This is a genomic window from Novosphingobium sp. NBM11 (genome assembly GCF_015390225.1).
Classification (GTDB): Bacteria; Pseudomonadota; Alphaproteobacteria; order Sphingomonadales; family Sphingomonadaceae; genus Novosphingobium.
In genome coordinates this window covers 1,005,807-1,019,566 of the sequence record NZ_VUOG01000001.1, presented here as the reverse complement: position 1 = coordinate 1,019,566, position 13,760 = coordinate 1,005,807, and the positions used below count along the sequence as shown (strand labels likewise).

Genomic DNA, 13,760 nt, shown 5'->3' with positions numbered 1-13,760 from the left:
GCTATAACCCCGCCCTGATGCCGCACCGCAACCACGGAGCGGCCACGGGGGAGCGGGCCTTTGTCGGAAATGCCGGTGCCGAAGATGAAGATCCTCTGGGCCAGCGTGTTCAGCCTGCTCGATACGTCGAGCGGCGCGGCGATCGCGATCCGCGAAATGATGATGCAACTCGTCCATCGGGGGCACGAAGTCGATATTCTGGGGGCCACCGTTTTCGATCACCCGGCGGGCGTCTCGCGCATCGCCGATTCCTGGGACGAGGTGCGCGCACGGGCGGGGCAGTGGGTGAACGTGGACGACGGCCCGCTCCGGCATCGGCTCTACGTGACCGGGGAGACCGCGCGCCCGCTGCTGACATCGCGCGAGGAAGGCGACTGGCACGAGGCGCTGCTGGGCCGTCTGGACGCGTTCGGGCCGGACATCGTGTTCTTCTATGGCGGCCAGACGCTGGAGATGCTGACCGCGATCGACGCGCACCGTGCCGGCGCGGGCGTGGCCGCCTATCTCGGCAATGCGCAATACTACGGCACGCGCTGGTGTCGGGATGTCGATCTGCTGCTGACCGTCAGCGAGGCCAACGCCGCGCTCTACCGCGAGCGCGAAGGCTACGAGGCGCACTCGGTGGGCGTGTTCATCGATCCCGCTGCCGTCGTCGCGCCGGCGCCCCGGCCGGAGCGGGTCCTGTTCGTCAACCCCACCCTGGATAAAGGGGCCGCGGTTGTCTGCCGCATGGCCATGCTGCTGGAACGCCGCCGGCCGGACATCGTCTTCGAGGTGGTGGAGTCGCGGGGCAAATGGGAAGACATCGTCCAGATGGTGACAGCCGCGTTCGGCGAGCCGCGCGACAGTCTGTCGAACGTGGTGGTCACCCCGAACACGGCGGACATGCGGCCCGTCTATGGCCGCGCGCGCTGCCTGCTGATGCCCACGCTGTGGTGGGAAAGCGCGGGCCGGGTGATCGTGGAAGCCATGCTCAACGGCATTCCGGCGATCGTCAGCAACCGAGGCGGGCCGCCGGAAATGCTGGGCGAAGGCGGCTTGCGCATCGCGTTCCCGGAGGCTTGTTACCAGCCGCCTTTCACTGAGCTGCCCAGCGACCGGTTTCTGGAGCAGATCATCGAGAAGATTGTCGCGCTTTTCGACGATCCCGGCTTCCACGGGCATTTTTCAGGCCGTGCGCGCCAGCTGGCGGCAACGAAACACGATCTGCGCCACAACACGGATGCCCTGGAGCGGGAATTTGCGGCGCTCGTGGCCCGGGGCCAGGGTATGCGCAAAGGCGCGTAAATTCCTGGACAGGAATTACACATACGTGTAATTCGGTCAGCTAACAATATATGGGAAGGGAAGAGCCGGACGATGGGTAGCACGGTGGAGCCGATCGAGGCCGATGCGATCGAAGCCGGTGCTCGCGCGGCGCCTGCGCTCATCCGTTATCTGGCCGAGGGCGACTACGTCACGCGCCGCTACGTGAGCCGGGGCGCGGAGATTAACACCGGTGACTATGTGGATCACGCGATGGTGGTGCGCGACGGGATGCCGATCCGCGATCACTTCACGCTGGACCGTCACGGTTTCATGATCGGCCGGCATCGCTCCGCCATCGCCGATTTCCACGACAGGGCGGCGGTGGACGCGGGCTACCTGCGCGAGGTGGAGAAGCTTGTCGCGCGGATGTGCGGGGCAGACCGCGTGGCGGCGCAAGGGTGGATGATCCGCACATCGGCCGATCTCAGCGCGCGGGCGAAGGAGAAGGTCGAGAATTACCAGCACGCCGGCGGCATCCAGCCCCCGGCGGGCGAAGCGCATGTCGACTACAACGAGATTACCGGCCGTCGCGCGGCGGCGCGGATTCACGGCCAAGCGTTCCCCGATGCGCCGCCATATGCCCGCTACATCTGCTTCTCGCTATGGCGCACGTTTTCGCCGGGCCGCAGGACTGGCCGCTGGCGGTATGCGACGGGCGCACGGTGCGCGACGAGGAAACCGCCTCCAACACGCTGTTCGTGGTCGATGAATTCCCGACCGGCGATGCGCTGACCGCGCCGGTGGAGGGCGAGGAGGACATGATCGCAGCCACGATCTTCCGCTACCGGCCGCGCCATCGCTGGTGGTATTTCTCCAACATGGCAGCCGATGACGTGCTGCTGTTCAAGTTCCAGGACAGCGACCATTCCGTGACCTGGCGCTGCCCGCACACCGCCTTCCACGATACCAGCCTGCCCGATGCGAAGACCCGCTCCAGCATCGAGGTGCGCTGCGTGGCCTATTTTGACCGGGCCTAGGCGGCTTGGATAAATTCAGGAGCAATTGGGGCGACCGAGAAGGGTTGGTTAGCTGCGGTGCGCCTGCGGTGTTATGCCGAGTTCTATGAACGAGCGCTACGAACCTGCTTCCGATTTCCTGAAAGCAATAATCGCTGAGGAAGTACCGCTGTCAGGCTCCGCCTTTGCTGATGCCAATCTGGGGCGGCTTATCTCGCTGACGCAGGATCGGGACCTTTTGAACCGGGATTGGGCTACGATGCTCCTTGCATCGGAGGAAGTGGACACGCCCGTGATCCGGGATGCGCTGCTTGCGGCTCTTCGCGACGAAAACGATGTGGTAAGAGCGGAGGCGCTGCTGGGTTTGGCAAGGCGAGACCCGGTTCTGGCAATCCCATTCGCTTTAGAAGCGCTGTCTAACGAGCGGGCGTGCATGGCCGTCTTCGAGGCCGCCGAACTGATCGCGGATCCGGCGTTGGCAGATGCGCTTCTGCCCTGGACTGAGCCATCCGACAACGAATGGCTAGACAAGCTTGCTCGTGACGCGTTGTCAGCTTGCGAGAGGGGCTCGTCGGCGACCTAGGTGCTGTTAAGTCCGCAACTGGCGCAATCTGTCATTCGATTTGTCCACGCGCCCTAGGATTCTCTCTTTAGGGCCGGGGACTCTAAAGCCCGGCTATCCCGTGACGAACGATTTCGCGCTATTCACCCCGCGGCGGCGCGGCTAGGGGCCGGTGTCGCACACCCGCCACCCGGGAGATGGCATGATACTGTTCAGGGGCCACGAGACACACTCGCGCTCACTCATCAAGGGCATCAGCTGGCGCGCGCTCGGCAGCATCGATACCTTCCTGCTGAGCTGGTTCTTCACCAGCAACGCCAAGGCCGCCGGCGCCATCGCCAGCACCGAGATTATCACCAAGATCCTCCTCTACTATTTCCACGAACGCGCGTGGGCTTCGGTCAACTGGGGCGCCAAGCGCGAACCGGAGGCCGAGGAGGGCGATGTTCTGGCCGGTATCGTCAGCGGCGCCGACGCGACCTGACTTGACCTTGCGCGCCATTGCGGACAACGAGAGCCAATGATCGATCCCCGCCATTTCCGCGACGTTCTCGGCACCTATCCTACCGGTGTCTGCGTGATTACCGCCGTTGACGCGGACGGTCATCGCAGCGGGCTGGTGGTCGGCTCGTTCACGTCGATCTCGCTCGATCCGCCACTGGTGGGCTTCTTCCCCGACAAGCGATCGGGAACCTGGCCGAAGATCGCGGCTATCGGTCGCTTTTGCGTGAACGTGCTGGGCGCAGACCAACTCGACCTCTGTCGCCGCTTCGCTTCAAAGGCGGACGACAAGTTCGCCGAACTCGCGCACGGCCACACGCCGTCGGGCCAGCCGCTGCTGGACGATGCGATCGCGTGGATCGACTGTGCGGTGGAGCGAGTCGAGGATATCGGCGATCACTGGCTGGTGGTGGGCGCGGTCGAGGCGATGGAGCGCCGCGAACAGGGCACTCCTCTGCTGTTCTTCCGTGGCCAGTACCACGATCTCGTCTGCCTTCAGGACAGCTGACCGGCACGCGAAGGGAGCGGGCCGGCCGGAAAAATTTCCAACGCCTGATATTTTTTGCAGATGCGCGCCCGTTTTTGACTTGCGTCAAGGTGGGGAGAATCGATCGGGGGCATTCCTTGGGCGTCGAAAGGAAGCAGCAACGCCACCCGTTGGGGTTTCCTTCCGTGATTTCTCCCCAACTCGGGCGGTCGTGAGGCCGCCCTTCTTTTTTGTGGCCCGGAACTGACTGGTTCGCGTATCCGAAAATAGAACGACGGGTATTCGCCCAAGCGCGGTCTCCCTTAGCAATCAGGGGGTTGCGCAACCGTCAAATACGACGCAAGTGTGATTGTCGTGGTTGGGGAAGATGATAGGCGGGCCGTCATGTCTTCGTGTGAAACCTGCGTCGTCCGCAATCGGGCCATCTGCTCGGGGCTGGACAATAAGGAAATCACCGCTCTTAATTCGATGGGGCGGCGTCGTTCCGTGTCGGCGGGGGAGCCGCTGATCTGGGAGGATGACGATTCCCTCCTTGTCGCCAACGTCATCGATGGCGTTCTCAAGCTGGTCACCAGCACAGAGGACGGGCGCGAGCAGATCGTAGGCGTGGCTTATCCGTCCGATTTCATCGGCCGCCCATTCGGCCAGACCAGTCGGGCCAGCGTCGTCGCGCTGACGGACGCCCGCGTCTGCGTATTCGCGCGCAACGATTTCGACCGCTTCGCGCGCGAGCATCCCGAACTGGAGCACAAGCTGCTGGAGCGCACGCTGTCCGAACTGGACCGCACGCGGTCCTGGATGATGCTGCTGGGGCGCAAGACCGCACCCGAAAAGATCGCGACGTTCCTGCTGGAAATGTCGGAGCGGCTCGCCGAAACGGGCTGCCAGCCGAGCTTCGGCCCGGCCAGGCGCTTCAGCCTGCCGTTTTCGCGCCAGCAGGTGGCCGATGTGCTGGGGCTGACGATCGAGACGGTGAGCCGTCAGTTCACCAAGCTCAAGAACGATGGCGTGATCGAACTACCATCGCGGCGCGAGGTGGAGATCGTCAATCGCGGAGCATTGCTCGCGCTCGCGGGATAATCGGTTCGCCGCATGGCGCGCGCTGCCCAGCGGCGTATTTCGGAAGTGACGAGCGGGCCGAACCGAGGCGATCCCAGAACCCCTGTTCGACCCGCCCGCCGCCCTTCCGGTCTGCCCCGCGCGTGGGTTGCGGGGCAGCGGCCGGACGGGAAGCCCTGGATCAGAAGCGGTAGCTCAGCCCCGCGCTGATCACCCAGGGATCAAGCGAGTGCTTGGTCCGCAACACTTCGGTGGACCCGGCATAGAAATGCGCGGTGGTGTCCATGAAGTACTTCTTGGCATCGAGGCTGACGCCGAGCCCGTTCTTGTTGACCGGGATGTCCACACCGGCCTGGAGCGCGACGCCCAGCTTGTTCGACATGTTCACCTTGGTCACGCCCAGCGGTACGATGCTCGCGCCCGGCTTCTCGTCGATGTAGAAGAACACCGAGGGACCGACGCCTACATAGGGCTTGATGCCGCCGGGCAGCGGCAGGTGATACTTCGCCGTGAGCGTGGCCGGCAGGATCAGCACATGGCCGACGATATCGGTCGCGGCGGCAAGCGTGCCGGTGCCGCTGACGTGGTGCTGGGTGAAGCAGCAGATCGTTTCGACCGAGACGTTGGGCGAGAAGAAATACTCGACCGCGAGCGTCGGCACGACGTTGTCGTTGGCCTTGGTGTTGGCACCGGTGGTGAGCCCGAGCGGGTCCAGCTCTACCTTGGTGATCTTGCCGTCGGGCAGTACGCCTGTGCCAAGCAGCTTGACCTGGAGCTTGCCGTCCGGCGAGCCGGCCATGGCGGGGGTGGCGGCCAGCGGGGTGAGCATGGCGGCGCACAGCGCGGCCGCGAGTACCTTCTTCATACCTTGCAGTCCTGTGCCGCGGTTGCCTGCCCCTCGCAGGCCGAAATCCGAACCGTGGCGTGGGAGCCTGATGCACCGGTTGCGAATCACCGACATTGACGGAGCGCAAAAATCGGCAGGAACCGCGCAAGACCAAGGTATGATGCGCAAATCCGGGCAATTTGTCCTGCATCAATGTTGTAGCGCGCCATACGTTGCACGCGCCTTCTCACATCTTGCATGGAAGGGAAGGCTCCATGGTTTCGCTAGTAACGCGCAGCGGCATATGGTTCGCTGTGCTTCTCCTTGCTGTCGTGGCGAGCGCGCTCGCCAAGGACGGCGGCTTCGCCATTCACATGGCAATCTGTGCGCTTGCCGCGCTGATCGGCATGATCGTCACGCTGCGTCAGGCCGACGTGGATTCGATCGCGCGCGGCATCCTCAAGATGCCCGATCAGGGCCGGTACGATGACGACCCCATCCGCTGGGGCGTGATCGCGACGGTGTTCTGGGGCATGGCGGGGTTCCTCGCCGGGCTTTACATCGCGCTCGAACTGACCTGGCCGCAGCTCAACCTCGGCCTGGAATGGATCAACTTCGGTCGCCTGCGCCCGCTGCACACTTCCGCGGTCATCTTCGCTTTCGGAGGCAATGCTCTGATCGCCACGTCATACTACGTGGTCCAGCGCACTTGCCGGGCGAGGCTGGCCTTCCCCGGCCTCGCCCGTTTCGTCTTCTGGGGCTACCAGCTGTTCATCGTGCTGGCCGCCACCGGCTATCTGCTTGGCATCACCCAGGGGAAGGAATACGCCGAGCCGGAATGGTACGTCGACCTGTGGCTGACGATCGTGTGGGTGGCTTACCTCGCGGTCTTCGTCGGCACGATCGTCAAGCGGACCGAGCCGCACATCTACGTGGCCAACTGGTTCTACCTCTCGTTCATCCTGACCGTGGCGATGCTGCACATCGTCAACAACCTGAACCTGCCGGTCTCGATCTTCGGGTCGAAGAGCTATCCGGTGTTCGCCGGCGTGCAGGGCGCGCTGGTGCAGTGGTGGTACGGCCATAACGCGGTGGGCTTCTTCCTGACCGCCGGCTTCCTGGCGATGATGTACTACTTCGTGCCCAAGCAGGCCGAACGCCCGATCTACAGCTATCGCCTGTCGATCATCCACTTCTGGGCGCTGATCTTCCTCTATATCTGGGCGGGTCCGCACCATCTGCACTACACCGCGCTGCCCGATTGGGCGCAGACGCTGGGCATGGTCTTCTCGGTCATGCTGTGGATGCCCAGCTGGGGCGGCATGATCAACGGCCTGATGACGCTGAACGGCGCCTGGGACAAGATCCGCACCGATCCGATCATCCGCATGTTCGTGATGAGCCTGGCCTTCTACGGCATGAGCACGTTCGAAGGCCCGATGATGAGCGTCAAGGCGGTCAACAGCCTGTCGCACTACACCGACTGGACCATCGGCCACGTCCATTCCGGTGCGCTGGGCTGGAACGGGATGGTCACCTTCGGCACGCTCTATTACCTCACGCCGCGCCTGTGGAACCGCGAACGGCTCTACAGCCTGCGCATGGTCAACTGGCACTTCTGGCTCGCGACCACGGGTATCGTGTTCTACGCCGCCTCGATGTGGGTGGCCGGCATCACCCAGGGCCTGATGTGGCGCGAATACGGGCCGGACGGCTACCTGGTGAACTCCTTCGCCGAAACCGTTGCCGCGCTGCACCCGATGTACGCGCTGCGCGCCTTCGGTGGGCTGCTCTACCTCAGCGGGGCGACGATCATGGCGGTGAACATCACCCGCACGATCCTTGGCCACACGCTGCGCGACGAGAAGCCGATGACCGAGACGCCCTACGACGCCGCCAGGGACGTGCCGCTCGCCGGCGCCCCGGCGCACGCCTGACACGCCCGGAGAAGGAGAAAAGACAATGGCACTCTCCATCATGGAGCGTCACAAGAAGCTGGAACGCAACATCACCCTGCTGGGCATCTGTGCCTTCGCGGCGGTGACGGTGGGCGGCATCGTGGAAATCGCGCCGCTGTTCTGGATCGACAACACGATCGAGAAGGTGGAGGGCATGCGGCCCTACACCCCGCTGGAACAGGCCGGGCGCGACATCTACGTCCGCGAAGGCTGCTACGTTTGCCACAGCCAGATGATCCGTCCATTCCGCGACGAGGTCGAACGCTATGGCCACTACAGCCTGGCCGCGGAATCGATGTACGACCATCCGTTCCAGTGGGGCTCGAAGCGCACCGGGCCTGATCTTGCCCGCGTGGGCGGCCGCTATTCCGACGAATGGCACGTCCAGCACCTGAAAGATCCGCGCGCGGTCGTGCCGGAATCGATCATGCCGACTTACGCGCACCTTGCCGAGCACGATCTCGACGCGGGCGATATGACGGCATCGCTGCAGACGCTGTACCAGGTCGGCGTCCCCTACACCAAGGACGACATCGCCAAGGCCAACGACGACCTGAAAGCGCAGGCCGATCCGCAGGCCGACGTGGCCGACTTCAAGAAGCGTTACCCCAAGGCGCAAGTGCGTGACTTCGACGGCGATCCCAAGCGTCTGACCGAAATGGATGCGCTGGTCGCGTATCTCCAGGTTCTGGGCACGCTGGTCGATGTCAACGCGCCGGCGGCGCAGGAGCAGCTCGCCAAGGAGAAGGGCCGATGAGCGCGCACTCCACCTACGACCTGCTGCGCCACCTGGCCGACAGCTGGGGGCTTCTGGTGATGACCTTCGTGTTCCTGGTTCTGTGCCTGTGGCCGTTCCTGCGGCCCGGCGCGCGCCAGCTCAGCGACGAAGCGGCCACCTCGATCTTCAAGGATGAGAACGATGGCGAATAAGCGGATCGACGACGCCACGGGCGTCGAAACCGTCGGCCACGAGTGGGACGGCATCGAGGAACTGAACAACCCGTTGCCGCGCTGGTGGCTGTGGACGTTCTACGCCTGCATCGTCTTCGCGATCGGCTATTGCGTGGTCTATCCCGCGATCCCGATGGTGAAGTCGGCCACGGCGGGCACCTTCGGCTGGACCAGCCGGGGCGCGCTGGCGACCGAGATGAAGGCCGCTGACGCCAGCCGGGCGGGTCTTCGGGCCGCGATCGCGGCAACGTCCGTGGAGCAGCTCGGGGCCGATCCCAAGTTGCTGCGCGCGGCGATCGAGGGCGGCCGCGCCGCGTTCAAGGTCAACTGCGTGCAGTGCCACGGCGCTGGCGCGGCGGGGGCCAAGGGCTACCCGAACCTCAACGACGATGACTGGCTGTGGGGCGGCGATATCGCCACCATCCACCAGACGCTGGAGCACGGCGTGCGCCAGCCCGGCGACGACGCTACCCGCATGAGCCAGATGCCGGCCTTTGGGCGCGACGGCATCCTGACGGCGGCGCAGGTACAGGACGTGGTCAGCCATGTCCGCGTTATCAGCGGGCAGGAAAAGCCGAGCGCTTCGGCACAGCGCGGCGCGAAGATCTTCGCCGAGAACTGCGTGGTCTGCCACGGCGCGAATGGCGAGGGCAACCGCATGGTCGGCGCGCCGAAGCTGAGCGACGCGATCTGGCTCTATGGCGGCGATCGCGCCACGTTGACCGAAACCGTGACCAACGCCCGCTATGGCGTGATGCCCGCCTGGGGCGCGCGTCTGGACCCGGTCACCGTCAAGATGCTGGCGGCTTACGTCCACTCGCTGGGCGGCGGTGAAGCCACGCCGGCACCGGCACCCCAAGCTGTCGCGGCACCTGCCGCCGCGGCGGCTCCTCAAGCAAAGTAACGGCCATGAACGCGCAAGATCCCACCCTCGGCGCCGATCATTCCAACGACCTCGGTCTTTACGCCAAGCGCAAGTCGGTCTTCCCCAGGAAGACCGACGGACCGTTCCGCCGCTTCAAGTGGGTGGTGATGGCGTTCTGCCTCGCGGTGTACTGGGGCACGCCATGGATCCGCTGGAACCGTGGCCCCTACGCACCCGACCAGGCCGTGCTGGTGGATCTTGCGCACCGCCGTTTCTACATGTTCCAGATCGAAATCTGGCCCCACGAGTTCTACTTCGTTGCCGGATTGCTGATCATGGCGGGGATCGGCCTGTTCCTCGTCACCAGCGCGGTCGGCCGCGCGTGGTGCGGCTATGCCTGCCCGCAGACGGTGTGGACCGACCTGTTCCAGCATGTCGACCGCTTCATCGATGGCGACCGCAACGCGCAGATCCGTTTGCAGAACGCACCGTGGACCGCTTCCAAGATCGCCCGGCGGGTGTTCAAGTGGGGCGTCTATCTGACCATCGCGTTCCTGACCGGCGGCGCCTGGATCTTCTATTTCGCCGATGCGCCCACGCTTCAGCGCGAATTCTGGACCGGCACCGCCGCGCCGGTCGCCTACGCCACCACCGGCGTGCTGACGTTCACGACCTTCTGGCTGGGCGGCTTCATGCGCGAGCAGGTCTGCGTCTACATGTGCCCCTGGCCGCGCATCCAGACGGCGATGCTCGATGAAAAGTCGCTGACCGTCACCTACAAGCACTGGCGCGGCGAACCGCGCGGATCGGTCAAGGCGGCGGCGAAAAGCCCGGTGCCGCTGGGCGATTGCATCGATTGCCTGCAATGCGTGGCGGTTTGCCCCACGGGCATCGACATCCGCGAAGGGCCGCAGATCGGCTGCATCACCTGCGCGCTGTGCATCGATGCCTGCGACCAGGCGATGAGCAAGGTCGGCCGCCCGCGCGGGCTGATCGACTACTGCACGCTGGAAGACGCCGAGCATGAGGAGAAGGGTGAGAAGCCCACGCCGATCCTGAAGACGATCTTCCGTCCCCGCACGCTGGTCTATTTCGCGGTGTGGGCCGCGATCGGCGTGGCCATGCTGTTCATGCTGGGCCAGCGCAGCCGGCTCGATGTTTCGGTGGCGAAGGATCGCAACCCCGAATTCGTCATGCTGAGCGACGGTTCGGTGCGCAACGGCTTCACCGTCAAGCTGCGCAACATGGAAGACCGCCCGCGCAAGATGGAACTCGCGCTCGACGGCCTGCCGGGGGGGGCGATCTACACCGACGAGATGGAAGCGGACGAGGCGAAGCGGTTGCTCGCGCTGGACGTGCCAGCGGACACGACGCGGCGCCTGCGCGTCTATGCCGTGCAGCCCCGTGCGGCGGCGAGGCCGGCGGACTTCGCCTTTACGGTGAAAGCAACCGATACCGAGGGCGGGCAGGACCGCGCCGCCACGACATTCACCACAGCGGAAGGAAACGGCCAGTGACCCAGCATAGCCGTAACAGCCAGCATGCGCCGCGCCCGTTCACCGGGCGGCACATGGCGATGATCATGATCGCGTTCTTCGGCGTCGTGATCGCCGTCAACGTGTTGATGGCGCGTTTCGCGGTATCGACCTTCGGCGGCGTGGTCGTCGAAAACTCCTACGTCGCCAGCCAGCATTTCAACCGCTGGCTGGACGAAGCCCGCGTCGAAGGGGCGCTGGGCTGGAAGGCGGTGCTTTCGCGCACTGCGGACGGCCGCGTGATCGCCGAACTGCGCGACAGCGCGGGCAAGCCGCTGTCGGGCGCGAAAGTGACGGCCACGGCCGAGCATCCGCTGGGCCGCCGCCCCGAAACCGAGCTGGCTTTCCGTGAAAGCGCGCCTGGCACGTATGCCGCCACACTGGAACCGGGGCGCTGGCGGCTGCGGCTGGCGGTGACGGCGGAGGGCCATGAATGGCGAACGGTCGGGGAAGTCCAGTGAACGCGCCCGCGGGGCCGGCCGGAGCCGATCTGGCCCACCGCAATGCAACGGCGGAAGATCTGCTGCACACCGTACTGTCCGTTCCGGGGATGCATTGCGCCGGCTGCATGGGCAAGGTCGAACGGGCCTTTGGTGAGGTGGATGGGGTCGTCGCGGCGCGTGCCAACCTGACCGCGCGCAGCGTCGATGTGTCGCACCGCGCGGGCGTGGAAGCGCCGGATCTTGTCGCCGCGCTGGCCATGGCGGGGTTCGAGGCGCAGCCGCGCGCGGCGGAGCGCGAGGCGCCCTCGGCGGTCAAGCCCTTGCTGGCGCCGCTGGCCGTGGCCGCCTTCGCCTGCATGAACGTGATGCTGCTGTCGGTCAGCGTCTGGTCAGGGGCCGACGGCACGACGCGGGACCTTTTCCACTGGCTTTCGGCGGCGATCGGCGTGCCCGCGATCGTCTTTGCCGGGCGGCCGTTCTTTTCCTCCGCCTTCGGCGCGCTGAAGCGTGGGCGGACCAACATGGACGTGCCGATCTCGATCGGTGTGACGCTGGCGACGGGGCTTTCGCTCTACGAGACCGTCACCCACGGGCAGGAAGCCTGGTTCGACGGCACGCTGATGCTGCTGCTGTTCCTGCTGGCGGGGCGTGTGCTGGACGCGATGATGCGCGATCGCGCGCGCGCGGGCGTCGAGGCGCTGCTGCGGCAGGCGGCTACGGGCGCGATGGTGATCGAGGCCGATGGCGCGACGCGCTGGGTCGAGGCCGGCGCGCTGCTGCCGGGGATGCTCATGCGCGTGGCCTCGGGCGAGCGGCTGGCGGCCGACGGCGAGGTGCTGCGCGGGGATAGCCGGTTCGACCAGTCGCTGCTGACTGGTGAAAGCGAACCGGTGGCGGCCGGGCCGGGAACGGCTGTCCACGCCGGCACGCTCAATGTCGATGCGCCGGTGGATGTGCGCGTTTCCGCGGTCGGGCAGGATACCGCGCTGGCCGAAATCGCGCGGCTGATGGAAGCGGCGGGGCAATCGCGCTCCAGTTACGTGCGGATCGCGGATCGCGCCTCGCGGCTCTATGCGCCGGCGGTGCATACGCTGGCGGCGCTGACGTTCGCGGGATGGATGATAGCCGGGGCGGGGCTGTACAAGTCGCTGGTGATCGCCATCGCGGTGCTGATCATCACGTGCCCCTGTGCGCTGGGCCTGGCCGTGCCGGTGGCGCAGGTGGTGGCGGCGGGCGCGCTGATGAAGCGCGGCATTCTGGTCAAGGACGGTTCCGCGCTGGAGCGTCTGGCGGCGGTAGACCGCGCGTTGCTCGACAAGACGGGGACGCTGACGCTGGGCCGCCCGGTGCCCGACGAAGCGGCGCTGGGCGCGCTTTCCGTCGCCGAGGCGGAAGTGGCGCTGGCGCTGGCAAGCCACAGCCGTCACCCGCTGTCGCTGGGACTGGTGCAGGCCCTTTCCGCGCGCGGGGTGCGGGCTGCGGAACTGGACGATGTGCGCGAGGAGCCGGGGCGCGGCGTGACCGGCCTGTGGAACGGTACGCGGGTGACACTTGGCCGGCCGCAGGTGGCGCAGGGCATGGCCACCGCGCTGACGCTGGGCAGCGGCGTGATCCGCGTGATCCCCTTCGCTGACCGGCTGCGTCCGGACGCTGAAGCCGCGTTGCAGGGGTTGGCTTCGTTGCATGTGGAGGCCTCGATCCTGTCGGGCGATTCGCTGCCGGCGGTGGCCGCAGTGGCGCGGGCGACCGGGCTGACCGCGCAGGCGGCCGCTTCGCCGTCCGACAAGAAGGACGCCATCGCGCGGCTGCAGGAGGCGGGGCGAAATGTGCTGATGGTGGGGGACGGGCTCAACGACGGGCCGGCGCTCGCCGCCGCCAATGCCTCGATCGCGCCGGGCAGCGCCAGCGACGTTGGCCGGCAAGCGGCGGACCTGGTGTTCACCGGGGATTCGCTGCTCGCCCTGCCGCGCGCCGTCCGCGCCGCGCGGGCGACGATGCGGGTGGTGCGGCAGAACTTCGTGCTGGCCATCGGCTACAACGTGCTGGCGGTGCCGCTGGCGATGGCGGGCGTGGTGACGCCGCTGATCGCGGCGGTGGCGATGTCCACCAGTTCGCTGATCGTGGTGGGCAATTCGCTGCGACTGGCGGGAGCGGCCCGATGACGAGCATCGCTTTTCTTCTCCCGATCGCGCTGGGCATGGGGCTGTTCGGCCTGGCGGCGTTCTTCTGGGCGCTGCGCAAAGGGCAGTTCAACGACCTGGATGGCGCGGCTGCGCGCATCCTGATCGACGAGAACGAGGAAGGCTGAC

General features: G+C 66.0%; 14 protein-coding genes and 1 pseudogene. 14 read left to right on the top strand and 1 reads right to left on the bottom strand.

Translation table 11 applies throughout. From position 1 onward, the window contains the following. Positions 1 to 84: 84 nt before the first annotated feature. The 6 genes and pseudogenes from F1640_RS04855 to F1640_RS04825 all read left to right on the top strand — a co-directional run bounded on the left by F1640_RS04855 (position 85) and on the right by F1640_RS04825 (position 4,894). Complete coding sequence (locus tag F1640_RS04855; protein ID WP_255530457.1) at positions 85 to 1,287, top strand: glycosyltransferase; 1,203 nt, start codon at positions 85 to 87, stop codon at positions 1,285 to 1,287. 72 nt (positions 1,288 to 1,359) lie between these two features. Then, a pseudogene (locus tag F1640_RS04850) lies at positions 1,360 to 2,285 on the top strand (CmcJ/NvfI family oxidoreductase). An 85-nt stretch (positions 2,286 to 2,370) separates the two neighbouring features. Further along, positions 2,371 to 2,847, top strand: a complete 477-nt coding sequence (locus F1640_RS04840; RefSeq protein WP_194918015.1) for a lyase — start codon at positions 2,371 to 2,373, stop codon at positions 2,845 to 2,847. A gap of 181 nt (positions 2,848 to 3,028) precedes the next feature. Continuing rightward, positions 3,029 to 3,310, top strand: coding sequence for a DUF2061 domain-containing protein (locus F1640_RS04835; RefSeq protein WP_124808477.1), 282 nt, complete (start codon positions 3,029 to 3,031; stop codon positions 3,308 to 3,310). Positions 3,311 to 3,346: 36 nt separating this feature from the next. Continuing rightward, on the top strand, positions 3,347 to 3,835 hold the full coding sequence (locus tag F1640_RS04830) for a flavin reductase family protein (protein ID WP_124808478.1): 489 nt from the start codon (positions 3,347 to 3,349) through the stop codon (positions 3,833 to 3,835). A gap of 363 nt (positions 3,836 to 4,198) precedes the next feature. Beyond that, positions 4,199 to 4,894: a Crp/Fnr family transcriptional regulator gene (locus F1640_RS04825; protein WP_124808479.1), complete on the top strand. Its 696-nt coding sequence runs from the start codon at positions 4,199 to 4,201 to the stop codon at positions 4,892 to 4,894. A 160-nt stretch (positions 4,895 to 5,054) separates the two neighbouring features. Here the strand turns inward: F1640_RS04825 and F1640_RS04820 are convergent, their stop codons facing one another. Continuing rightward, positions 5,055 to 5,738, bottom strand: a complete 684-nt coding sequence (locus tag F1640_RS04820; RefSeq protein ID WP_124808480.1) for an OmpW family protein — start codon at positions 5,736 to 5,738, stop codon at positions 5,055 to 5,057. A gap of 236 nt (positions 5,739 to 5,974) precedes the next feature. On the opposite strand from F1640_RS04820, the gene ccoN reads away from it, so the two are divergent. Genes ccoN through ccoS form a run of 8 tightly spaced genes read left to right on the top strand, consistent with a single transcriptional unit; the run spans position 5,975 to position 13,759 of the window. Continuing rightward, entirely contained in the window at positions 5,975 to 7,636 is a 1,662-nt protein-coding gene (gene ccoN, locus F1640_RS04815; RefSeq protein ID WP_124808481.1) for a cytochrome-c oxidase, cbb3-type subunit I, read from the top strand. A gap of 25 nt (positions 7,637 to 7,661) precedes the next feature. Next, a complete protein-coding gene (ccoO, locus tag F1640_RS04810) occupies positions 7,662 to 8,414 on the top strand; it encodes a cytochrome-c oxidase, cbb3-type subunit II (protein WP_124808482.1) in 753 nt (250 codons plus the stop codon). Continuing rightward, complete coding sequence (locus F1640_RS04805; RefSeq protein ID WP_124808483.1) at positions 8,411 to 8,587, top strand: cbb3-type cytochrome c oxidase subunit 3; 177 nt, start codon at positions 8,411 to 8,413, stop codon at positions 8,585 to 8,587. Before ccoO ends, F1640_RS04805 begins: the two co-directional genes overlap by 4 nt. Then, positions 8,577 to 9,512, top strand: coding sequence for a cytochrome-c oxidase, cbb3-type subunit III (gene ccoP, locus F1640_RS04800; protein WP_124808484.1), 936 nt, complete (start codon positions 8,577 to 8,579; stop codon positions 9,510 to 9,512). Before F1640_RS04805 ends, ccoP begins: the two co-directional genes overlap by 11 nt. Positions 9,513 to 9,517: 5 nt before the next feature. Continuing rightward, positions 9,518 to 10,990 carry a cytochrome c oxidase accessory protein CcoG gene (gene ccoG, locus F1640_RS04795; protein ID WP_194918012.1) on the top strand — a complete coding sequence of 491 codons (1,473 nt, stop codon included), beginning with the start codon at positions 9,518 to 9,520 and terminating at the stop codon, positions 10,988 to 10,990. After that, positions 10,987 to 11,469, top strand: coding sequence for a FixH family protein (locus tag F1640_RS04790; protein ID WP_309229197.1), 483 nt, complete (start codon positions 10,987 to 10,989; stop codon positions 11,467 to 11,469). The genes ccoG and F1640_RS04790 overlap by 4 nt, the downstream gene beginning before the upstream one ends. After that, complete coding sequence (locus F1640_RS04785; RefSeq protein ID WP_375336179.1) at positions 11,466 to 13,613, top strand: heavy metal translocating P-type ATPase; 2,148 nt, start codon at positions 11,466 to 11,468, stop codon at positions 13,611 to 13,613. The genes F1640_RS04790 and F1640_RS04785 overlap by 4 nt, the downstream gene beginning before the upstream one ends. Continuing rightward, positions 13,610 to 13,759 carry a cbb3-type cytochrome oxidase assembly protein CcoS gene (gene ccoS, locus F1640_RS04780; protein WP_124808487.1) on the top strand — a complete coding sequence of 50 codons (150 nt, stop codon included), beginning with the start codon at positions 13,610 to 13,612 and terminating at the stop codon, positions 13,757 to 13,759. Before F1640_RS04785 ends, ccoS begins: the two co-directional genes overlap by 4 nt. The last annotated feature ends 1 nt before the right edge of the window (position 13,760 follow it).

Coding starts and splice junctions, on each gene's coding strand:
- F1640_RS04805 (WP_124808483.1), top strand. CDS start 8,411: ATGAGCGCGCACTCCACCTACGACCTGCTGCGCCACCTGGCCGACAGC.
- ccoG (WP_194918012.1), top strand. CDS start 9,518: ATGAACGCGCAAGATCCCACCCTCGGCGCCGATCATTCCAACGACCTC.
- F1640_RS04820 (WP_124808480.1), bottom strand. CDS start 5,738: ATGAAGAAGGTACTCGCGGCCGCGCTGTGCGCCGCCATGCTCACCCCG.
- ccoP (WP_124808484.1), top strand. CDS start 8,577: ATGGCGAATAAGCGGATCGACGACGCCACGGGCGTCGAAACCGTCGGC.
- ccoN (WP_124808481.1), top strand. CDS start 5,975: ATGGTTTCGCTAGTAACGCGCAGCGGCATATGGTTCGCTGTGCTTCTC.
- F1640_RS04825 (WP_124808479.1), top strand. CDS start 4,199: ATGTCTTCGTGTGAAACCTGCGTCGTCCGCAATCGGGCCATCTGCTCG.
- F1640_RS04855 (WP_255530457.1), top strand. CDS start 85: ATGAAGATCCTCTGGGCCAGCGTGTTCAGCCTGCTCGATACGTCGAGC.
- F1640_RS04840 (WP_194918015.1), top strand. CDS start 2,371: ATGAACGAGCGCTACGAACCTGCTTCCGATTTCCTGAAAGCAATAATC.
- ccoS (WP_124808487.1), top strand. CDS start 13,610: ATGACGAGCATCGCTTTTCTTCTCCCGATCGCGCTGGGCATGGGGCTG.
- F1640_RS04835 (WP_124808477.1), top strand. CDS start 3,029: ATGATACTGTTCAGGGGCCACGAGACACACTCGCGCTCACTCATCAAG.
- ccoO (WP_124808482.1), top strand. CDS start 7,662: ATGGCACTCTCCATCATGGAGCGTCACAAGAAGCTGGAACGCAACATC.
- F1640_RS04830 (WP_124808478.1), top strand. CDS start 3,347: ATGATCGATCCCCGCCATTTCCGCGACGTTCTCGGCACCTATCCTACC.